Source organism: Streptomyces sp. NPDC017890 (assembly GCF_044328675.1).
In the GTDB taxonomy this organism is placed as follows: Bacteria; Actinomycetota; Actinomycetes; order Streptomycetales; family Streptomycetaceae; genus Streptomyces.
The window spans coordinates 209,747-228,741 of the sequence record NZ_JBIRHU010000009.1 but is presented as its reverse complement, the minus strand read 5'-3'; the positions used below and the strand labels follow the sequence as shown (position 1 = coordinate 228,741).

The following is an 18,995-nucleotide window of genomic DNA, read 5'->3' as shown; positions in this document are numbered from 1 at the left end:
AGAACACTCAATCAGATCTTCGAACGAGGTCCTCGAAACAAGGTCCTCGAACCTCGAAGCAGGTCCTCGAAGACCCTCATGGTGCGCCGGGAAGTCTGGTCGGCATGTGACACGTGCTGCCCATCGACCGGAGGTCCTCCCCAATGCCCGCGCCCCGCACCCCCCGCAAGGTCTTCGGACGTCTGTCCCTCCCGGAGCGGAACTACGTCGCGGACGCGCTGCGCACCGAGACCGTCGGCGGCGTCCTGCTGCTCATCGCCGCGGTCGCCGCGCTGGTGTGGGCGAACATACCGGCGCTGAGCGACAGCTACGAGAGCGTCAGCCACTTCCACTTCGGCCCCCAGTCCCTCGGCCTGGACCTGTCGGTCGCGCACTGGGCCGCCGACGGGCTGCTCGCGATCTTCTTCTTCGTGGCCGGCATCGAGCTCAAGCGCGAGCTCGTCGCCGGTGACCTGAAGGACCCGAAGGCCGCCGCGCTCCCGGTGGTGGCGGCGCTGTGCGGCATGGCCGTACCGGCGCTGGTCTACACGCTCACCAACACCGCCGGCGGCGGATCCCTGGCCGGCTGGGCCGTACCCACCGCCACCGACATCGCCTTCGCGCTCGCCGTACTCGCCGTCATCGGCACGTCCCTGCCGAGCGCCCTGCGCGCCTTCCTCCTGACGCTCGCGGTCGTCGACGACCTCTTCGCCATCCTGATCATCGCGGTCTTCTTCACCGAGTCGATCGACTTCGCCGCGCTCGGTGGCGCGGTCGTCGGCCTCGTCGTCTTCTGGCTGCTGCTCCGCAAGGGCGTCCGCGGCTGGTACCTGTACGTCCCGCTCGGCCTCGTGATCTGGGGGCTGATGTACAACAGCGGCGTCCACGCCACCATCGCCGGCGTCGCGATGGGCCTGATGCTGCGCTGCCACACCCGCGAGGGCGAGCGGCACTCCCCCGGCGAGCACATCGAGCACCTCGTACGCCCCCTGTCGGCGGGCCTGGCCGTGCCGCTGTTCGCGCTGTTCAGCGCGGGTGTCGCACTCTCGGGCGGCGCGCTCGCCGACGTGTTCGCCAAGCCTGAGACCCTCGGTGTCGTGCTCGGGCTCGTCGTCGGCAAGACGCTGGGCATCTTCGGTGGCACCTGGCTGACGGCGCGCTTCACCCGGGCCTCGCTCAGCGACGACCTCGAGTGGGCCGACGTGTTCGCGGTGGCGACCCTGGCCGGCATCGGGTTCACCGTCTCGCTGCTCATCGGCGAGCTGGCCTTCGAGGGCGACGCGGCGATGACGGGCCAGGTCAAGGCCGCCGTCCTCACCGGCTCGCTCATCGCGGCGGCCCTGGCGACGGTGCTGCTGAAGATACGGAACGCCAAGTACCGCAAGATGATCGCGGACGAGGAGCGCGACGACGACCTCAGCGGCGTCCCGGACATCTACGAGGAGGACGACCCGGCGTACCACCTGCGCGTGGCCGCGATCTACGAGAAGAAGGCCGCCGAGCACCGCCGGATCGCCGACGAGATGGAGTCGGCACGGCTTGCCGAAGTGCCGGGCGGGGCAGGCGACGAGGGCGACGGTCCGGCATGATCTGACGAGACGGTACAGAAGACGGACCGTACGCGGTCGGGCCGCAGCAGCCAGGCAGCGCCCCGCAGCCACGGAACCGTACGCAGATGAGCCAGCAGAAGAGGGAGACCGCGATGAGCGCACCCGACGGCAGCCCGGTCGGCACCGAACGCAGCATCGGCCAGCTGTTCGCCTCGGCGACCACCGAAATGTCGGCGCTCGTGCACGACGAGATCGCGCTGGCCAAGGCGCAGCTGAGGCAGGACGTCAAGCGCGGGGCGACGAGCGGCGGCGCGTTCTCGCTGGCCGGGGCCGTTCTGGTGTTCTCGCTGCCGATGCTGAGCTTCGCGCTGGCCTACGGCATCCGGACCTGGAGCGGCTGGAACCTCGCGGTCTGCTTCCTGCTGTCCTTCGCGGCGAACGTCCTCGTCGCGGCCCTCCTCGCGCTGATCGGCATCGTCTTCGCGAAGAAGGCCAAGAAGGGCCGGGGTCCGCAGAAGGTCGCCGCCTCGGTGAAGCAGTCGGCGGGCGTGCTGCAGAACGCCAAGCCGCACCCGCGGCCGGAGCTGCCCGCGGACCGGTCCCCCGAAGCCATCGAGGCTGTGGCACGCTCGACCTCATGACGGACCCCGCCACCCCCATGGGGCAGTCCCCATCGGCGCAGCACCCCGCCTCGGCCGTACGCCTCGGCATTCCGGGCGGGCACGAGGTGACCCACCGGGACGTCGCCGCCAACGGCGCCCGCTTCCACATCGCCGAGCTGGGTGACGGGCCGCTGGTGCTGCTGCTGCACGGCTTCCCGCAGTTCTGGTGGACCTGGCGGCACCAACTGGTGGCCCTGGCGGACGCCGGTTTCCGCGCGGTCGCCATGGACCTGCGCGGCGTCGGCGGCAGCGACCGCACCCCGCGCGGCTACGACCCCGCAGGCCTCGCCCTCGACATCACCGGCGTGATCCGCTCGCTCGGCGAGCCGGACGCCGCACTGGTCGGCCACGACCTGGGCGGCTACCTGGCCTGGACGGCCGCCGCGATGCGGCCCAAGCTCGTGCGGCGGCTCGCGGTCTCGTCGATGCCGCACCCCCGGCGCTGGCGCTCGGCCATGCTCGGTGACGTCCGCCAGACCCGGGCGGGGTCCTACGTCTGGGGGTTCCAGCGCCCCTGGATCCCGGAGCGTCAACTGACCGCGGACGACGGCGCGCTGGTCGGCCGGCTGCTCCACGACTGGTCGGGGCCGCGGTCACTGGACGACGAGGCGGTGGAGGCCTACCGCCGCGCCATGTGCATTCCCTCCACGGCGCACTGCTCGGTCGAGCCGTACCGCTGGATGGTGCGTTCCCTGGCCCGTCCCGACGGCATCCAGTTCTACCGCCGGATGAAGCGGCCGGTGCGCGTGCCGACGCTGCATCTGCACGGTTCGCTGGACCCCGTGATGCGGACCCGGAGTGCGGCGGGGTCGGGGCAGTACGTCGAAGCGCCGTACCGATGGCGCCTGTTCGACGGCCTGGGGCACTTCCCGCACGAAGAGGACCCGGTCGCCTTCTCCACCGAGCTGATCAACTGGCTGAAGGACCCCGAACCCGATCGGTGACCGATGCGCTCGACCAGTGACCGATGCGCTGGACCGGTGACCGATGCGATCAACCGATGACCGCTCACCGACCATGAGCGACCGATCAATGACTCCTCGTGGCCGAAGGAACGCTCTCCAACCCTCGAACCGGAACGCTTGTCCTATGAACGGCCACTTGCCCGGCGCATAGGCCAATTGGCGGCCCTGAGAACGGTTATCGACCTTGGGGCCGGGGCACACGTCGGGGTATGGGCTGGACGCACGACTACAGTGACGTAGCACGCGACGGCCGCTCCACGAGCGGCGTAAGCACCCACCGACGAGGAGGCCCCCCGCAACTGGCGGGTGCGGACCCACGGGTGGGCATCCCGCACATCCTGCGCCGCCGGGCCCGCTGGGTCTCCGTGCGCCTGCGCCATCCACGCGGCGTGAGCTGATCGCGGCGTGAGCTGACACCCCCGCGACACGCGCGCCACCCGACGCCGGGCTCCTAGAGCGCGCAGTCGTCGCTGTCCACCTGCTGGTTCGCGGTGCGGCCCTTGGCGATGTCCTCGCGGATCTCGTCCGCGGTGAGCGCGTAGCCGGTCTGGGCGTCGTCCAGGGACTTGGCGAACACCACGCCGTAGACCTCGCCCTCCGGGGTGAGCAGCGGTCCGCCGGAGTTGCCCTGACGGACCGTCGCGAACAGCGAGTAGACGTCGCGGTGGACGGTGTCGCGGTGGTAGATGTCCGGGCCGTTGGCCGTGATGCGCCCGCGCACGCGCGCGGCGCGGACGTCGTACGCCCCGTTCTCGGGGAAGCCCGCGACGATCGCACTGTCGTCACGGCTCGCGTCCTCGTCCGCGAACCGCAGCACGGGTGCGTCCAGCTCCGGTACGTCCAGTACGGCGATGTCGCGCCGCCAGTCGTAGAGGACGACCGTCGCGTCGTACGTCCTGCCCTCGCCGCCTATCTGCACCGTGGGCTCGTCCACGCCTCCCACGACATGGGCGTTGGTCATGACACGGCGCTCGTCGAAGACGAAGCCGGTGCCCTCCAGTACCTTGCCGCAGCCGGTGGCGGTGCCCATGACCTTGACGATGGAGCCCTTGGCACGGGCGGCGACCTGGCTGCCGGCCAGCGCCGGGTCCGGCGCCTGGACATCGGGGATCTGCTCGTTGGAGAACGGGCTGAAGACCTGTGGGAAACCGTTCTGCGCGAGGACGGAGGAGAAGTTCGTGAACCACGTGTCGGCCCGTGCGGGCAGCGCCCGGGAGACGCCCTGCAGCACCGTGGAGCTGCGGACCTCCTTGCCGAGTGTCGGCAGCGTGGTGCCGGCCAGCGCCGAACCGATCAGCCAGGCGACCAGGAGCATCGCCACGACGTTGACAAGGGCGCCGCCGGTGGCGTCGAGGGCGCGGGCCGGGGACCAGGTGATGTACCGGCGGAGCTTGTTCCCGAGGTGGGTGGTCAGGGCCTGGCCGACGGAGGCGCAGACGATGACGACCACGATCGCGACGACGGCGGCGGTCGTACTCACCTCCGCGTTGTCCGTCAGGACGTCCCAGACGACCGGTAGCAGATAGACGGCGACGAGACCGCCGCCGAGGAAACCGGTCACCGACAGGATGCCGACCACGAAACCCTGGCGGTAGCCGACGATCGCGAACCAGACGGCGGCCAGCAGCAACAGGATGTCCAGCACGTTCACTGATTCAAGCCCCGCCTCGTCGTCCTACGCTCACACCGGTCACCCTGTCATGACCGCCAGTCCAGCGGGACCTGCTTCTCCCTGTCCCAGGGCCGCTCCCAGCCCGCGAAGTGCAGCAACCGGTCGATGATGCCCGCGGTGAAGCCCCAGACGAGCGCTGATTCGACCAGGAACGCCGGGCCTCGATGGCCCCTGGGGTGGACGGCGGTGACTCTGTTGGCGGGGTCCGTGAGGTCGGCCACGGGGACGGTGAAGACCCGCGCGGTCTCGTTCGGGTCGACGACGCCGACCGGGGTGGGCTCGCGCCACCAGGCCAGCACCGGGGAGACGACGAAGCCGCTGACCGGGATGTAGAGCTTCGGCAGGACGCCGAAGAGCTGCACGCCGGCCGGGTCGAGCCCGGTCTCCTCCTCCGCCTCGCGCAGAGCGGCCCGCAGCGGCCCGTCACCCTGTGGATCACCGTCCTCGGGATCGAGGGCGCCGCCCGGGAAGGCCGGCTGACCGGCGTGGGAGCGCAGGGTGCCGGCCCGCTCCATGAGCAGCAGCTCGGGGCCGCGACCGCCCTCACCGCCGGCTCCGCCCCCGCGCGCGGGATCGCCGTCGCCGAACAGGATCAGTACGGCGGACTGGCGCCCGGCACCGTCCTCCGGCGGCAGGAAGCGGCTCAGCTGTCCGGGCTGCACCGTCTCGACGGCCCGCACCACCGGATCCAGCCAGCCGGGCAGGCCCTCCTTGCTGAGGATCCCGCCCCGCGTGTGCCCCTGCGTGTCGCTCGCCCGTGTCATCGCCACCCCCGTCCTGCCGATTCCAACGCCCGACGCCCCTGAGATCGTTCCGTCACCCGGCCCCCAGCGCAGGCGCCGGAGTGCCACCCGCGTCCAGGTAGGCCTGCGGCGGGTTCAGACGCTGGCCCGGGAATCCGCCCTTCTCGTACTTCAGCAGCTTCTTCGCCTTCTCCGGGTCCGTCTCGCCCTCGCCGTACGCCGGGCAGAGCGGGGCGATGGGGCAGGCGCCGCAGGCGGGCTTGCGGGCGTGGCAGATCCGGCGGCCGTGCCAGATCACGTGGTGCGAGAGGTCCGTCCAGTCGCTCTTGGGGAAGAGTGCGCCGACCGCGGCCTCGATCTTGTCCGGGTCGCTCTCGGCGGTCCACTGCCACCGGCGCACCAGGCGCTGGAAGTGGGTGTCCACGGTGATCCCGGGGCGGCCGAACGCGTTGCCGAGGACGACGAAGGCGGTCTTGCGGCCGACGCCGGGCAGTTTGACGAGGTCCTCGAGACGCCCGGGGACCTCACCGCCGAAGTCCTCCGCCAAGGCCTTGGACAGCCCTATGACCGACTTGGTCTTGGCCCGGAAGAAGCCGGTCGGGCGCAGGATCTCCTCGACCTCCTCGGGGTTGGCGGCGGCCAGGTCCTCGGGGGTCGGGTACTTGGCGAAGAGGGCGGGCGTCGTCTGGTTGACGCGCAGGTCGGTGGTCTGGGCGGACAGCACCGTGGCCACGACCAGTTGGAACGGGTTCTCGAAGTCCAGCTCCGGGTGCGCGTACGGGTAGACCTCCGCGAGCTCGCGGTTGATACGGCGGGCGCGGCGGACCAGCGCGGTACGCGACTCGTCACGCGGCGTCTTCGGAGCGACGGTCTCCGCCGGGGCGACGCCCTTGACCGCGGCGGTGGCCTTCTTGGGGACGACGGCGGGCTTCCTGGCGGGCGCCTGCTTCCTCACGGGCGCAGGGCGCTTGCCCGAGGCCGCCTTCTTCGCGGGCACGGCCTTGAGCTCGGACGCCGCCTTCTTCGCGGGCGCCGACCTGCTCTCGGATGCCGCCTTGCTCTCGGATGCCGCCTTCTTCGCAGGCGCCGACTTCTTCGCAGATGCCGACTTGCTCTCGGATGCCGGGTCGTTCTCGGCGTTCTTCTTCACGGCACCCTTCTTCGCAGTCACCCTCTTGGCAGGCGTCGCCTTCTTTGTTGCTTTCGCCGTTTTCCTACCGCCAACGGGGCCCTGTTCGCCCACAGCGGAATCACGACGTGCACCCACCCGCGCAGCCCCCTCGGCCTGTGCTCTCACCGGCGATTTGGACACCCGGCCAGCCTACGGCCCGGCACCGACATCTGCCCCGGACCGCGAAGATCGGCGTCCAATTGGACCCCTGCCGCGTACCCCAGGACACCAGTGCGGCATCCTTGTGACAGATCACACTGTTTGGACTGTCCGGCAAAATGGGCACCACGGACCCCTGGTACACCGGGGGAACAAGATCCTCTGAGCCGGTCGACAAGGAGAGAACTCGTGGACGACGTTCTGCGGCGCAACCCGCTCTTCGCGGCGCTCGACGACGAGCAATCCGCGGAGCTCCGCGCCTCCATGAGTGAGGTGACCCTCGCCCGCGGCGACACGCTGTTCCACGAGGGGGATCCCGGAGACCGCCTCTATGTGGTCACCGAGGGCAAGGTCAAGCTCCACCGCACGTCCCCCGACGGGCGCGAGAACATGCTGGCCGTCGTCGGCCCCAGTGAGCTGATCGGCGAACTGTCGCTCTTCGACCCGGGCCCGCGCACGGCCACCGGCACCGCGCTGACCGAGGTCAAGCTGCTCGCCCTCGGCCACGGCGACCTCCAGCCCTGGCTGAACGTCCGCCCCGAGGTGGCCACCGCGCTGCTGCGCGCGGTCGCCCGCCGCCTGCGCAAGACCAACGACGCCATGTCCGACCTCGTCTTCTCGGACGTTCCCGGCCGTGTCGCCCGCGCCCTGCTGGACCTGTCCCGCCGTTTCGGCGTGCAGTCCGAGGAGGGCATCCACGTCGTGCACGACCTGACGCAGGAGGAGCTGGCCCAGCTGGTCGGCGCGTCCCGTGAGACGGTCAACAAGGCGCTCGCGGACTTCGCCCAGCGCGGCTGGCTCCGCCTGGAGGCCCGCGCGGTGATCCTGCTGGACGTGGAACGGCTGGCCAAGCGCTCGCGCTGAGCGCCCCGCCCCTACTCGGGCAGCTGGATGAGCCCGTGCTCGCCCAGGTACTCCAGTTGCGCCCGCACCGACAGTTCCGCCGCCGGCCACAGCGAGCGGTCGACGTCCGCGTACACGTGGGCGACGACCTCTCCCGGCGTCAGGTAGCCGTCCTCCACGGCCGTCTCGACCTGGGCGAGGCGATGGGCGCGGTGGGCGAGGTAGTACTCCACGGCGCCCTGGGCGTCCTCCAGGACGGGACCGTGGCCCGGGAGCACCGTGTGCACCCCGTCGTCGGCCGTGAGCGACCTGAGCCTGCGCAGGGAGTCCAGGTAGTCGCCGAGGCGGCCGTCCGGGTGGGCCACCATCGTCGTACCGCGGCCCAGGATGGTGTCGCCCGTCAGCACCGCCCGGTCCGCCGGGAGATGGAAGCACAGGGAGTCGGCCGTGTGCCCGGGGGTCGGTACGACCCTCAGCTCCAGGCCGCCGACCCCGATCACGTCACCGGCGGCCAGCCCCTCGTCGCCCAGCCGTAGCGCCGGGTCCAGGGCCCGTACGTTCGTGCGCGTCAGCTCGGCGAAGCGCGCGGCGCCCTCCGCGTGGTCCGGGTGACCGTGCGTCAGCAGCGTCAGCGCGACGCGCTTGCCGGCCCGCTCCGCGGTCTCCATGACGTGCCGCAGGTGCGTGTCGTCCAGCGGGCCCGGGTCGACCACGACGGCCAGGCCGGAGTCCGGCTCGGCGAGGATCCAGGTGTTCGTCCCGTCCAGGGTCATCGCGGAGGCGTTCGGCGCGAGGACGTTCACCGCGCGCGCGGTGGCCGGCCCCGAGAGGACTCCGCCCCGCGGCTGTCCGGGCAGTGCCGCTGCGTCCGTCATGCGAGGGCTCCCCCGGTCGGGTCGGATGGTGTCGCCGGCGCCTGTGCCGTGCTCGGGACGTGCTTGGTGAACTCGTCGTGCCCCGGCCAGGAGAGCACGATCCCGTCCCCGGTCAGCCGCGCCTCGGCCAGTACGGGTGTCATGTCGCGGCCCGGAGCCGACGCGAGCGCCTCGGCCGCCGTACGGCACTCCGCCAGGCCGCGCAGGGTCGCGATGGTCGGCGGCATCATCAGCAGCTCGCCCTTGTCGTACCCGGCAGCCGCGTCGGCCGGGGTGATCCACACCGTGCGGTCGGCCTCCGTGGAGGCGTTGCGGGTGCGCTGTCCCTCGGGAAGGGCGGCCACGAAGAACCACGTGTCGTAGCGCCGGGACTCGAACTCCGGGGTGATCCAGCGGGCCCAGGCGCCCAGCAGGTCGGAGCGCAGGACGAGGCCCCGGCGGTCCAGGAACTCCGCGAAGGACAGCTCACGGCCGACCAGGGCGGCTCGGTCCGCCTCCCATTGCGCACCGGTCGTGTCGCCGGCCACCGAGTCGCCGGTCGGACCGGCGAGCAGGACGCCGGCCTCCTCGTACGTCTCGCGTACGGCCGCGCAGACGATCGCCTGGGCGCCCGCCTCGTCGACGCCGAGCCGGTCCGCCCACCACGCGCGCGTGGGGCCCGCCCAGCCGATGACACGGTCGTCGTCGCGCGGGTCGACCCCGCCGCCCGGGTAGGCGTACGCGCCCCCGGCGAACGCCATGGAGGTGCGGCGGCGCAGCATGTGGACGGCGGGGCCTGTCCCGGTGCTTGTGCCCGTGCCTGCCCCGGCCCCGGCGGCGGTGTCCTTGAGAAGCATGACGGTGGCCGCGCGTTTCGGGGTGACCGGGGTGAGTGTGCCGGCCGCCAGCGCGCGGATGCGGTCCGGCCACTCCGGGGGATACCACTGACCGTTCGCCTGACCGTCCGCCTGGTCATTCGCCTGATCATTCGCCTGACCGTTCGCCATGGCCGGAGGCTATCCGGTGACGGGCGGATGTTCGAGCGTCTCCGGGGCTGGACGTGCGTCAGGAGGGCAGCGCGGCCAGCCATTCGGTGAGGAGCCGGTTCGTCTCCTCGGGGCGCTCCTGCTGGAGCCAGTGGCCGCAGTCGCCGAGGAGGTGCGAGGCGGTCAGGCCGGGCAGGGTGGCCGGATACGCCTCGATCGCGTCGGACAGCCAGGTGGTGGAGGCGTCCCGGTCGCCGCCGAGGAACAGGGAGGGCTGGGTGATGGGGGCGCCGTGGTGGGCGGCCAGGTCGGCCCAGTCGCGGTCCATGTTGCGGTAGCGGTTGAGGGCGCCGGTCAGGCCGGTGCGCTCGAACTCCCCGGCGTAGACGTCCAGCTCCTCCTCGGTGAGCCAGGAGGGCAGCCGCCCGGCGGCCGGGAACCGGTCGCGCATCCGGCCGCCGGGGGCGACGAAGTGCGGGTCGGGTGCCTCCGGGGCGGGCATGGTGTCGGCGGACAGGGTGGCGTAGAGGCCGGCGAGCCAGCCGCGCACGTCGGGTTCGATCTCGGCCTCGGCCCGGCCGGGCTCCTGGAAGTAGGAGACGTAGAACTCCTGCCCGGCGAACGGGCCGTCGGGGTCGCTCATGCCGGCGAAGACCTCGCTGGGTTTCGGGCCGCCCGGCGGGGTGTACGGCACGCTCAGCAGGCCGACCGCGCGGAACACGTCGGGCCGCAGCAGCGCGGAGTGCGCGGCGATGTTCGCGCCCCAGTCGTGCCCGATGACCACGGCGGAGCGCTCACCCAGGGCCTCCACCACGGCGACGTTGTCCGCCACCAGGTCGAGCATCCGGTACGCCTCCACCGCGTCGGGCCGCGAGGAGCGCCCGTAGCCGCGTACGTCGATGGCGACGGCGCGGAAGCCCGCGGCGGCCAGCGCGGGGAGCTGGCGGCGCCAGGAGTACCAGGACTCGGGGAAGCCGTGGACGAGCAGGACCAGCGGCCCGCTGCCCTGCTCCACCAGGTGGATCCGGCCGGCCGGACCGGGCACCATGCGGTGGACCGGCTCGCGGACGGGTTCGCCGACCGGCTCGTGGACCGGCTCGCGGACAGGCTGGTGGCCCGGCTGGGGCTCCGGCACGTCGGCGGGCTGCCGGCCGGTCGCGGGTGTCTGTGGCTGCGGCATGGCTCCTCCTGGCAGGTGTGGTCGGTCCGGTGCCGTGCCGGAACGGGCCGGCACCTGGCAGGTTCCCGCTCCGCACGGGCCACCGCAAGCGATCTTGCGGGAGCGCGGCCGGGGCGGCGAGGTTTGTTGCCACCCCGGCAACGCGCACGCCCCCGTGGGGTCACCGCGCGCCCCGGTGTCACCCGTACGGCGTCGTCCTACGCCTGGACGAGCTCCACCTGGACCTCGACCTCCACCGGCGCGTCCAGCGGCAGTACCGCCACGCCGACCGCGCTGCGGGCGTGGACGCCCTTGTCGCCGAGGACCGCGCCGAGGAGTTCGCTGGCGCCGTTGATCACGGCCGGCTGGCCGGTGAAGTCGGACGCGGACGCGACGAAGCCGACGACCTTCACCACGCGCGCGACGCGGTCGAGGTCACCGGCGACGGACTTCACGGCGGCCAGGGCGTTCAGCGCGCAGGTGCGCGCCAGTTCCTTGGCCTCGTCCGGCGTGACCTCGGCGCCCACCTTGCCGGTGACCTGGAGCTTGCCGTCGATCATCGGCAGCTGGCCGGAGGTGTACACGTACGGGCCGGACTGCACGGCCGGCTGGTAGGCGGCCAGCGGCGGAACGACCTCGGGCAGTGTCAGGCCGAGCTCGGCCAGCTTCGCCTCGACGGCGCTCACGCCTGCTTCTCCCGCTTCAGGTAGGCCACGAGTTGCTCGGGTTTGTTCGGCCCGGGCACGACCTGGACGAGCTCCCAGCCGTCCTCGCCCCAGGTGTCCAGAATCTGCTTCGTGGCATGGACGAGCAGCGGCACGGTTGCGTATTCCCACTTGGTCATGTGGCCGACTCTAGCCGTTGCCCGGAGCCCCTCGGCGGGCCGACCGGGACGGCGTTGTCCACAGCCCCGGGCGTACTCGGCGCGCGGACTGGTTACGCTCGAATACGTGAGCAGGCTCCAGGTCGTCAGCGGCAAGGGCGGAACCGGCAAGACCACGGTGGCCGCGGCCCTCGCGCTGGCCCTGGCCACCGAGGGGAAGCGCGCGCTTCTCGTCGAGGTCGAGGGTCGCCAGGGCATCGCGCAGCTCTTCGAAACGGAGGCGCTGCCTTATGAGGAGCGGAAGATCGCGGTCGCTCCCGGGGGCGGGGAGGTGTACGCCCTCGCCATCGACCCCGAGCTGGCACTTCTGGACTACCTCCAGATGTTCTACAAACTGGGCAGCGCCGGGCGGGCCCTGAAGAAGCTCGGCGCGATCGACTTCGCGACCACCGTCGCGCCGGGTGTCAGAGACGTCCTGCTGACCGGCAAGGCGTGCGAGGCGGTGCGGCGCAAGGACAGGAGCGGGCGGTTCGCGTACGACTACGTGGTCATGGACGCCCCGCCGACCGGCCGCATCACGCGGTTCCTCAACGTCAACGACGAGGTGGCCGGCCTGGCGAAGGTCGGGCCGATACACAATCAGGCGCAGGCCGTGATGCGGGTGCTGAAGTCGCGGGAGACCGCCGTGCACCTGGTGACGCTGCTGGAGGAGATGCCGGTCCAGGAGACCGCTGACGGCATCGCCGAGCTGCGGGCGGCACGGCTCCCGGTGGGGCGGGTCATGGTCAACATGGTCCGGCCCGAGGTGCTGGACGCCACCGGCCTGGACGCCGTACGGAGTACGCCGCGTACGGCACTCGCCCGCTCCCTGTCGGGGGCGGGGCTCGGCGGGGCGCGGCGGGGCGGGCACGCCGAGCGGTTGGTGGACCCGCTGCTGGCGCAGGCCGAGGAGTACGCCGAGCGGTACGCGCTGGAGCAGGAGCAGCGGGCCGCCCTCGGCGAGCTGGGCCTGCCGCTGCACGAACTCCCGCTGCTCGCCGAGGGCATGGACCTGGCGGGCCTGTACGAACTGGCCACCGAGCTGCGGAAGCAGGGGATCGCATGAGTCCGGACCCGGCCCGGCACCAGGAGGGCGCGCGGCGCCTGACTCCCACGCGGGTGCTCGACGTCGACCCGCTGCTGGAGGATCCGGGGACCCGCATCGTGGTGTGCTGCGGGTCGGGCGGGGTCGGTAAGACGACCACCGCGGCGGCTCTCGGCCTGCGCGCGGCCGAGCGCGGCCGCAAGGTGGTCGTCCTCACCATCGACCCGGCCCGGCGGCTGGCCCAGTCCATGGGCATCGACTCGCTCGACAACACCCCGCGCCGGGTGAAGGGCGTCGACGACTCGGCGGGCGGCGAGCTGCACGCCATGATGCTCGACATGAAGCGCACCTTTGACGAGATCGTCGAGGCGCACGCGGATCCCGACCGGGCGGCGGCGATCCTGGGCAACCCCTTCTACCAGTCGCTCTCGGCGGGCTTCGCGGGCACGCAGGAGTACATGGCGATGGAGAAGCTGGGGCAGCTGCGGGCGAGGGACGAGTGGGACCTCATCGTCGTCGACACTCCGCCGTCCCGCTCGGCGCTGGACTTCCTGGACGCCCCCAAGCGTCTGGGGTCCTTCCTGGACGGCAAGCTGATCCGCGTCCTGCTGGCTCCGGCGAAGGTCGGCGGCCGGGCCGGCATGAAGTTCCTGAACGTCGGCATGTCGATGATGACGGGCGTCCTGGGGAAGGTGCTGGGCGGGCAGTTCCTGAAGGACGTGCAGACCTTCGTGGCCGCGATGGACTCGATGTTCGGCGGGTTCCGCACGCGCGCGGACGCGACGTACAAGCTGCTCCAGGCGCCCGGGACGGCGTTCCTGGTGGTCGCGGCCCCGGAGCGGGACGCACTGCGCGAGGCCGCGTACTTCGTGGAGCGGCTGGCGGCCGAGGACATGCCGCTCGCCGGCCTGGTGCTCAACCGGGTCCACGGCAGCGGCGCCGACCGGTTGTCGGCCGAGCGGGCGCTCGCCGCCGCGGAAAATCTTGAGGATTCCCGCATTGTGGATCAGGACGGCGGGAAAGCTCGAGTTCGTAACTCTCCCGATACGCAAGGCAGTTCAGACTCTTCTGAACCGGAACCGGAACCGGAACCTGAACCTGATCCCGAATCTGAACCTGAGCCCGACCCTCAGCCCGAGTCCCGGCCCCAGTCCGATCTCGATCCCGATGGCATGCCTGAGCCCTCTCCCGAGGCTCCCGACGCACCGGAGCGTTCCGTCGACCAGCTCACCGCGGGCCTGCTGAGGCTGCACGCGGACCGTATGCATCTGCTCGCCCGCGAGCAGCGCACGCGTGACCGCTTCACCGCGCGTCATCCCGAGGTGGCGGTCACCGAAGTGGCCGCACTGCCGGGCGACGTGCACGACCTCGCGGGGCTGCGGGAAATCGGCGTCCGTCTCGCGACGGACCGGCCCGAGCTGCCCGAGACGCAGGCTTGATCCAGCCAGGGCGTCCGGACCGGAGCACTCCGATCAGGGCGCCCGCACCGCGGCGCCCGCACCGGACCGCCCGCACCGAAACGCCCGAAGAGCCCCCGGCCGGCTCAGCCCACGGCCGCCACGTAGTTCTCGTAGATCTCTTCGTCGTCGAGGGGCACGATGCCGACCCCTCGCTCGTACTCCGTCCGCGCCGTCTCCAGCAGGTGGCGCCAGGAGGTCACGGTGGGCCGCCGGCGCAGCAGTGCGCGGCGTTCCCGTTCCGTCATGCCTCCCCACACGCCGAACTCGACGCGGTTGTCGAGCGCGTCGGCCAGGCACTCGGTCCGCACCGGACATCCGGTGCACACCGCCTTGGCCCTGTTCTGCGCTGCTCCTTGAACGAACAGTTCGTCCGGATCGGTAGTGCGGCAGGCGGCCTGCGCACTCCAGTCGGTTACCCAGCCCATACCGGCGCCGTCCTCTCCCGAATCGAGGCTCCCCCACGGCGGCAGCGGCATATTCACCGCCGCCAGTTGAGGACGTTACGGAAGGCGGGCACAGCGCAACACCCCCGTCGGGCCCAATCTTGAATGGCCCGAACGGACTATGGGTAAGCGGCAGATCACCCGGGGGAGTGAGCTGGCGACATGCGTGATTATCCCGGCATTCGGGTCATGTCTGCTGCGCCACAACGGACACCAGATGACACACAAGGCGGATTCGGACGCGCACGCCACGCGCCCTGGCACGCGCCCGTACACACCAACGCGCCCCCAGCGGGGCCTCTCAGGAAAAAGTCGAGCAGATCCGGAACGATTCGGGGTCGCCGGACGTATTGATACGTGGCCTCACTGCTGTGACAGTTGAGTGCAGCTTAGGCCAAGGCATATACGCGTGTCCGGCGAATGAGAACGTAGGCTGCCTCCATGCCAAAGAAGCGCTCGGGCGGTGGTCTGTCGCCAACGCAGCAGGCCGCCAAGTTCCTCGGTGTCAGTGTCCTCGCGGGAGCAGTGCTGGCCGGCATCGCGTTGCCCGCGGTGGGCGCGCTGGGGCTGGCGGCCAAGGGGTCGGTGGAGAGTTTCGACGCACTCCCGGCCAACCTGAAGACTCCCCCGCTGAGCCAGCGCACCTCGATCCTCGACGCCGACGGCGGCACCATCGCCACGGTGTACTCGCGCGACCGCACGGTGGTCGACCTGAAGGACATCTCGCCGTACATGCAGAAGGCGATCGTCGCGATCGAGGACTCGCGCTTCTACGAGCACGGCGCGGTCGACCTGAAGGGCGTACTGCGCGCGCTCAACAAGAACGCGCGCAGCGGCGAGGTCTCCGAGGGCGCGTCCACGCTCACGCAGCAGTACGTCAAGAACGTCTTCGTCGAGGAGGCGGGCGACGACCCGACGAAGGTCGCCCAGGCCACCCAGCAGACCATCGGCCGCAAGATCCGCGAGCTGAAGCTCGCGATCCAGGTCGAGGAGGAGCTGGGCAAGAAGAAGATCCTCGAGAACTACCTGAACATCACCTTCTTCGGCCAGCAGGCCTACGGCGTCGAGGCGGCCTCCCAGCGCTACTTCTCGAAGTCCGCCAAGGACCTCGAGCTCCAGGAGGCCGCTCTCCTGGCCGGCATCGTCCAGTCGCCCAGCCGGTACGACCCGGTCAACGACGAGGCGGAGGCCACCAAGCGGCGCAACACCGTGCTGCAGCGCATGGCCGAGGTCGGCGACGTCTCCCGGGCGGAGGCGGAGAAGGCCCAGAAGGCACCGCTCGGGCTGAAGGTCAGCCGGCCCAAGAACGGGTGCATCACGGCCGTGAAGAACTCGAGCTTCTTCTGCGACTACGTACGCGAGGTGTTCCTGAGCGATCCGGTCTTCGGCAAGTCCCGCGAGGACCGGTCCAAGATCTGGAACCAGGGCGGCCTGACCATCCGCACGACGCTCGACCCGCAGGCCCAGAAGTCGGTGCAGGAGTCCCTGAAGGACCACATCTACCAGTCGGACTCGGTCTCCGCGGCGACGACGCTGGTCGAACCGGGCACCGGCAAGATCCTCGCCATGGGCCAGTCGAAGCCGTACGGCTACGGCAAGAACGAGACGGAGATCAACTACTCGGTCGACGCGGCCTACGGCGGCTCCAACTTCGGCTTCCCCACGGGCTCGACCTTCAAGCCCTTCCTCGCGGCCGCGGCACTGGAGCAGGGCACACCGGCGACGCAGGAGTACTCGTCGCCGTACGAGATGGAGTACCCGAGCCCCGTCCAGACCTGCGAGAAGCCCTGGGTCAACGACAAGGCCTACACCGTCGAGAACGAGAACGAGACGGAGGTCGGCCCGTACCGCCTGGAAGACGCGATGGCCCTGTCGGTCAACACGTACTTCGTGCAGATGCTCTCCGACATCGGCCTGTGCCCGGTGGCCAACATGGCCGACAAGCTGCACGTCCGGCAGGGCAACGGCGAGAAGCTGCCGCAGAGCCCCTCCGCCCTCGCCCTCGGTTCGGTCGGTCTGTCCCCCCTGACGATGGCGAACGCGTACGCGACCTTCGCCTCGCGCGGCATGTACTGCACGCCGGTCGCCATCGAGTCGATCACGCAGAAGGCCGGCAACAAGCAGAAGTCGCTCGAGGTGCCGAAGTCGACGTGCTCGCGGGCCATGTCCGAGAAGACCGCGGACACCGTGAACACGCTGCTGCAGGGTGTGGTCGACTCCGGTACGGGTAAGGAGGCCGGCCTCAGCGACCGGCACAACGCCGGTAAGACGGGTACGACCGACGAGCGCAAGAACGCCTGGTTCGCCGGCTACACGCCGAACATGTCGGGTGCCGTCTGGGTCGGCAGCGCCTCCCAGGAGGTCGAGATGAAGAACATCTCGATCGGCGGCGTCACCCACGCACTCGTCTTCGGTGGCGCGGTCCCGGGCCCCATCTGGAAGGACGCCATGACCGGCGCCCTGTCGGGCAAGGACGCCCCGAACTTCAACATCGTCGACATCCCCAAGCCCGACAAGGACAAGGACAAGGGCCCGGGCGGCGACGAGGGCGACCGGGACGACGGCGGCAACGGTGACGAGGGCAACGGTGACGGTGGTGTCATCGGCGGCCTGATCGGCGACGGAAACAACGGTGGGGGCGGCAACGGAGGCACCGGGCCGAACCCAGGCATCACCATCCCGGAGGGCTTCATCCAGGGCCCGGGCAACGGTCCCGGGGGACGACGCTGACCCGACGCTCCGCTGACCCGGCAGAGCGGCACGAATACGACGAACGGTCCCTTCCCTCGAAATGAGGGAAGGGACCGTCTCCCGTTCGGGACCTGAGCCGACTCGAGACGTGAGCCGGCCGAAACCTCAGCCGGCCCGGAACCTCAGCCGGCCCGAAACCCGGGTCAGCCCGAAACCCGGGTCAGCCCGCCAGCAGCTTCTTCACCGCCGCGGCCACCCGGCCGCCCTCCGCCTGCCCGGCAACCTTCGGGTTCACGATCTTCATGACGGCGCCCATGGCCCGCGGTCCCTCGGCGCCGGCCGCCTTCGCCTCCTCGACAGCCTGCGCGACGATCGCGTTCAGCTCGTCGTCGGACAGCTGCTGGGGCAGGTAGGCGGCGAGCACGACACCCTCCGCCTTCTCCCGCTCGGCCTGCTCCGGGCGACCGCCCTGGGCGAAGGCATCGGCGGCCTCGCGGCGCTTCTTCGCCTCGCGGGTGATCACCTTCTGCACCTCGTCGTCGGAGAGCTCCCGCTTCTCCTTCCCCGCGACCTCTTCCTTGGTGATCGCGGCGAGCGTCAGCCGGAGCGTCGAGGAGCGGAGCTCGTCGCGATCCTTGATCGCGGCGTTGAGGTCGTCGTGCAGCTTCGACTTGAGCGTGGTCATGGGGGTGATTGTCGCAGGTGCGGAAGGAAGCGCGCCTGCCGATTTCGGGGCACCCGGCTCCCGCGGCTCGCGCGGTCGGCCTCCCCCACCGCTTCTGACACCATGGCTGTATGCGCGCGCGATACGGAGTACCCCTGGGAATCACGGCGGTTGGCGCCGCCGGTCTGGTCTACGCGGCGGGCTTCGAGGCCCGCTCGTTCCGCCTCCGACGGGTGACGGTCCCCGTCCTGCCGTCCGGGATGCGCCCTCTGCGCGTGCTGCAGGTCTCCGACATCCACATGGTCGGCGGCCAGCGCAAGAAGCAGCGCTGGCTGCGCTCGCTGGCCGGCCTGCGCCCCGACTTCGTGATCAACACCGGTGACAACCTGTCCGACCCGGACGGCGTCCCCGAGGTCCTGGACGCCCTGGGGCCCCTGATGGAGTTCCCGGGCGCCTACGTCTTCGGCTCCAACGACTACTACGGCCCGAAGCTGCGCAACCCCGCCCGGTACCTGATCGAAAAGGCCCAGGGCCGCCACGGCCTGAACGGCAACGCGCCCGCCGTCGGAGTCGTCCACAACCCGTGGGAGGACCTCCGCGACGGCTTCGACGCGGCCGGCTGGCAGAACCTCACGAACACGCGCGGCACGCTCAAGGTCGAGGGTGTCTCCGTCGAGCTGACCGGACTGGACGACCCGCACATCAAACGGGACCGGTACACGGAGGTCGCGGGCGGCCCGTCCGGCACCGCGGACTTCTCGATGGGCGTGGTCCACGCGCCGTACCTGCGCGTCCTCGACTCGTACACGGCGGACGGCTACCCCCTGCTCCTCGCCGGCCACACGCACGGCGGCCAGCTGTGCATCCCCTTCTACGGCGCCCTGGTCACCAACTGCGACCTGGACACGCAGCGTGTGAAGGGCCTGTCGACGCACACGGCCGACGGCCGTACCGCCTACCTCCACGTGTCGGCCGGCTGCGGTACGAACCGCTACACCCCGGTACGTTTCGCCTGCCCGCCGGAGGCGACGCTGCTGACGCTGGTGGGGCGGGAACGCTGACCGACGAGCTGTGCGAGTGGGCCGGG

The 18,995-nt window shown here is 70.9% G+C and carries 19 protein-coding genes; 9 read left to right on the top strand and 10 right to left on the bottom strand.

Annotation, left to right across the window (positions count from 1 at the left end; translation table 11 throughout):
• Positions 1–143 precede the first annotated feature (143 nt).
• The 4 genes from nhaA (at position 144) to ACH4F2_RS14550 (ending at position 3,554) form a co-directional block, all read left to right on the top strand.
• The gene (gene nhaA, locus ACH4F2_RS14565; RefSeq protein WP_398133047.1) at positions 144–1,568 is read left to right on the top strand and encodes a Na+/H+ antiporter NhaA; all 1,425 of its coding nucleotides are present in this window, start codon (positions 144–146) and stop codon (positions 1,566–1,568) included.
• Positions 1,569–1,681: 113 nt separating this feature from the next.
• The gene (locus ACH4F2_RS14560; protein WP_398133097.1) at positions 1,682–2,170 is read left to right on the top strand and encodes a phage holin family protein; all 489 of its coding nucleotides are present in this window, start codon (positions 1,682–1,684) and stop codon (positions 2,168–2,170) included.
• Entirely contained in the window at positions 2,167–3,135 is a 969-nt protein-coding gene (locus tag ACH4F2_RS14555; RefSeq protein WP_398133046.1) for an alpha/beta fold hydrolase, read from the top strand. The genes ACH4F2_RS14560 and ACH4F2_RS14555 overlap by 4 nt, the downstream gene beginning before the upstream one ends.
• Positions 3,136–3,365: 230 nt before the next feature.
• Complete coding sequence (locus ACH4F2_RS14550) at positions 3,366–3,554, top strand: hypothetical protein (protein WP_398133045.1); 189 nt, start codon at positions 3,366–3,368, stop codon at positions 3,552–3,554.
• 53 nt (positions 3,555–3,607) lie between these two features.
• On the opposite strand, the gene ACH4F2_RS14545 is transcribed toward ACH4F2_RS14550, so the two are convergent.
• The 3 genes from ACH4F2_RS14545 to nth are packed head-to-tail and all read right to left on the bottom strand — an operon-like array spanning position 3,608 to position 6,721.
• Complete coding sequence (locus ACH4F2_RS14545) at positions 3,608–4,807, bottom strand: MarP family serine protease (RefSeq protein WP_398133044.1); 1,200 nt, start codon at positions 4,805–4,807, stop codon at positions 3,608–3,610.
• A gap of 47 nt (positions 4,808–4,854) precedes the next feature.
• Positions 4,855–5,592 carry an NUDIX hydrolase gene (locus ACH4F2_RS14540; protein WP_398133043.1) on the bottom strand — a complete coding sequence of 246 codons (738 nt, stop codon included), beginning with the start codon at positions 5,590–5,592 and terminating at the stop codon, positions 4,855–4,857.
• Between the two features lie 52 nt (positions 5,593–5,644).
• Positions 5,645–6,721 (bottom strand): endonuclease III, encoded by a 1,077-nt coding sequence (gene nth, locus ACH4F2_RS14535; RefSeq protein ID WP_398133042.1) that lies wholly within the window; start codon positions 6,719–6,721, stop codon positions 5,645–5,647.
• Positions 6,722–7,090: 369 nt separating this feature from the next.
• Between nth and ACH4F2_RS14530 the strand changes: the two genes are divergently transcribed.
• On the top strand, positions 7,091–7,765 hold the full coding sequence (locus tag ACH4F2_RS14530; RefSeq protein WP_003975365.1) for a Crp/Fnr family transcriptional regulator: 675 nt from the start codon (positions 7,091–7,093) through the stop codon (positions 7,763–7,765).
• An 11-nt stretch (positions 7,766–7,776) separates the two neighbouring features.
• Here ACH4F2_RS14530 and ACH4F2_RS14525 read toward each other — a convergent pair whose 3' ends face one another.
• The 5 genes from ACH4F2_RS14525 to ACH4F2_RS14505 all read right to left on the bottom strand — a co-directional run bounded on the left by ACH4F2_RS14525 (position 7,777) and on the right by ACH4F2_RS14505 (position 11,587).
• Positions 7,777–8,619 carry an MBL fold metallo-hydrolase gene (locus tag ACH4F2_RS14525; protein WP_398133041.1) on the bottom strand — a complete coding sequence of 281 codons (843 nt, stop codon included), beginning with the start codon at positions 8,617–8,619 and terminating at the stop codon, positions 7,777–7,779.
• Entirely contained in the window at positions 8,616–9,605 is a 990-nt protein-coding gene (locus ACH4F2_RS14520) for an NUDIX hydrolase (RefSeq protein ID WP_398133040.1), read from the bottom strand. Before ACH4F2_RS14520 ends, ACH4F2_RS14525 begins: the two co-directional genes overlap by 4 nt.
• A 58-nt stretch (positions 9,606–9,663) precedes the next feature.
• Positions 9,664–10,632: an alpha/beta fold hydrolase gene (locus tag ACH4F2_RS14515; protein ID WP_398133096.1), complete on the bottom strand. Its 969-nt coding sequence runs from the start codon at positions 10,630–10,632 to the stop codon at positions 9,664–9,666.
• Between the two features lie 329 nt (positions 10,633–10,961).
• On the bottom strand, positions 10,962–11,429 hold the full coding sequence (locus ACH4F2_RS14510) for a RidA family protein (RefSeq protein WP_398133039.1): 468 nt from the start codon (positions 11,427–11,429) through the stop codon (positions 10,962–10,964).
• Complete coding sequence (locus tag ACH4F2_RS14505) at positions 11,426–11,587, bottom strand: DUF4177 domain-containing protein (protein ID WP_398133038.1); 162 nt, start codon at positions 11,585–11,587, stop codon at positions 11,426–11,428. The genes ACH4F2_RS14510 and ACH4F2_RS14505 overlap by 4 nt, the downstream gene beginning before the upstream one ends.
• Before the next feature lie 106 nt (positions 11,588–11,693).
• Between ACH4F2_RS14505 and ACH4F2_RS14500 the strand changes: the two genes are divergently transcribed.
• The gene (locus tag ACH4F2_RS14500) at positions 11,694–12,671 is read left to right on the top strand and encodes an ArsA family ATPase (RefSeq protein ID WP_398133037.1); all 978 of its coding nucleotides are present in this window, start codon (positions 11,694–11,696) and stop codon (positions 12,669–12,671) included.
• On the top strand, positions 12,668–14,089 hold the full coding sequence (locus ACH4F2_RS14495) for an ArsA family ATPase (RefSeq protein ID WP_398133036.1): 1,422 nt from the start codon (positions 12,668–12,670) through the stop codon (positions 14,087–14,089). Before ACH4F2_RS14500 ends, ACH4F2_RS14495 begins: the two co-directional genes overlap by 4 nt.
• A gap of 104 nt (positions 14,090–14,193) precedes the next feature.
• Here the strand turns inward: ACH4F2_RS14495 and wblA are convergent, their stop codons facing one another.
• A complete protein-coding gene (gene wblA / locus ACH4F2_RS14490) occupies positions 14,194–14,535 on the bottom strand; it encodes a transcriptional regulator WblA (protein ID WP_345593790.1) in 342 nt (113 codons plus the stop codon).
• A gap of 459 nt (positions 14,536–14,994) precedes the next feature.
• On the opposite strand from wblA, the gene ACH4F2_RS14485 reads away from it, so the two are divergent.
• The gene (locus ACH4F2_RS14485; RefSeq protein ID WP_398133035.1) at positions 14,995–17,283 is read left to right on the top strand and encodes a transglycosylase domain-containing protein; all 2,289 of its coding nucleotides are present in this window, start codon (positions 14,995–14,997) and stop codon (positions 17,281–17,283) included.
• A 181-nt stretch (positions 17,284–17,464) separates the two neighbouring features.
• Here the strand turns inward: ACH4F2_RS14485 and ACH4F2_RS14480 are convergent, their stop codons facing one another.
• Positions 17,465–17,929 (bottom strand): GatB/YqeY domain-containing protein, encoded by a 465-nt coding sequence (locus ACH4F2_RS14480; RefSeq protein WP_398133034.1) that lies wholly within the window; start codon positions 17,927–17,929, stop codon positions 17,465–17,467.
• A 110-nt stretch (positions 17,930–18,039) separates the two neighbouring features.
• On the opposite strand from ACH4F2_RS14480, the gene ACH4F2_RS14475 reads away from it, so the two are divergent.
• Positions 18,040–18,969, top strand: coding sequence for a metallophosphoesterase (locus tag ACH4F2_RS14475; protein ID WP_398133033.1), 930 nt, complete (start codon positions 18,040–18,042; stop codon positions 18,967–18,969).
• Positions 18,970–18,995: the final 26 nt, after the last annotated feature.

What these genes read in the sequence shown, in the direction of transcription:
- nhaA (WP_398133047.1), top strand. Translation starts at nt 144, where the DNA reads ATGCCCGCGCCCCGCACCCCCCGCAAGGTCTTCGGACGTCTGTCCCTC.
- ACH4F2_RS14560 (WP_398133097.1), top strand. Translation starts at nt 1,682, where the DNA reads ATGAGCGCACCCGACGGCAGCCCGGTCGGCACCGAACGCAGCATCGGC.
- ACH4F2_RS14555 (WP_398133046.1), top strand. Translation starts at nt 2,167, where the DNA reads ATGACGGACCCCGCCACCCCCATGGGGCAGTCCCCATCGGCGCAGCAC.
- ACH4F2_RS14550 (WP_398133045.1), top strand. Translation starts at nt 3,366, where the DNA reads ATGGGCTGGACGCACGACTACAGTGACGTAGCACGCGACGGCCGCTCC.
- ACH4F2_RS14540 (WP_398133043.1), bottom strand. Translation starts at nt 5,592, where the DNA reads ATGACACGGGCGAGCGACACGCAGGGGCACACGCGGGGCGGGATCCTC.
- ACH4F2_RS14525 (WP_398133041.1), bottom strand. Translation starts at nt 8,619, where the DNA reads ATGACGGACGCAGCGGCACTGCCCGGACAGCCGCGGGGCGGAGTCCTC.
- ACH4F2_RS14520 (WP_398133040.1), bottom strand. Translation starts at nt 9,605, where the DNA reads ATGGCGAACGGTCAGGCGAATGATCAGGCGAATGACCAGGCGGACGGT.
- ACH4F2_RS14515 (WP_398133096.1), bottom strand. Translation starts at nt 10,632, where the DNA reads ATGGTGCCCGGTCCGGCCGGCCGGATCCACCTGGTGGAGCAGGGCAGC.
- ACH4F2_RS14505 (WP_398133038.1), bottom strand. Translation starts at nt 11,587, where the DNA reads ATGACCAAGTGGGAATACGCAACCGTGCCGCTGCTCGTCCATGCCACG.
- ACH4F2_RS14495 (WP_398133036.1), top strand. Translation starts at nt 12,668, where the DNA reads ATGAGTCCGGACCCGGCCCGGCACCAGGAGGGCGCGCGGCGCCTGACT.
- wblA (WP_345593790.1), bottom strand. Translation starts at nt 14,535, where the DNA reads ATGGGCTGGGTAACCGACTGGAGTGCGCAGGCCGCCTGCCGCACTACC.
- ACH4F2_RS14485 (WP_398133035.1), top strand. Translation starts at nt 14,995, where the DNA reads ATGCCAAAGAAGCGCTCGGGCGGTGGTCTGTCGCCAACGCAGCAGGCC.
- ACH4F2_RS14480 (WP_398133034.1), bottom strand. Translation starts at nt 17,929, where the DNA reads ATGACCACGCTCAAGTCGAAGCTGCACGACGACCTCAACGCCGCGATC.
- ACH4F2_RS14475 (WP_398133033.1), top strand. Translation starts at nt 18,040, where the DNA reads ATGCGCGCGCGATACGGAGTACCCCTGGGAATCACGGCGGTTGGCGCC.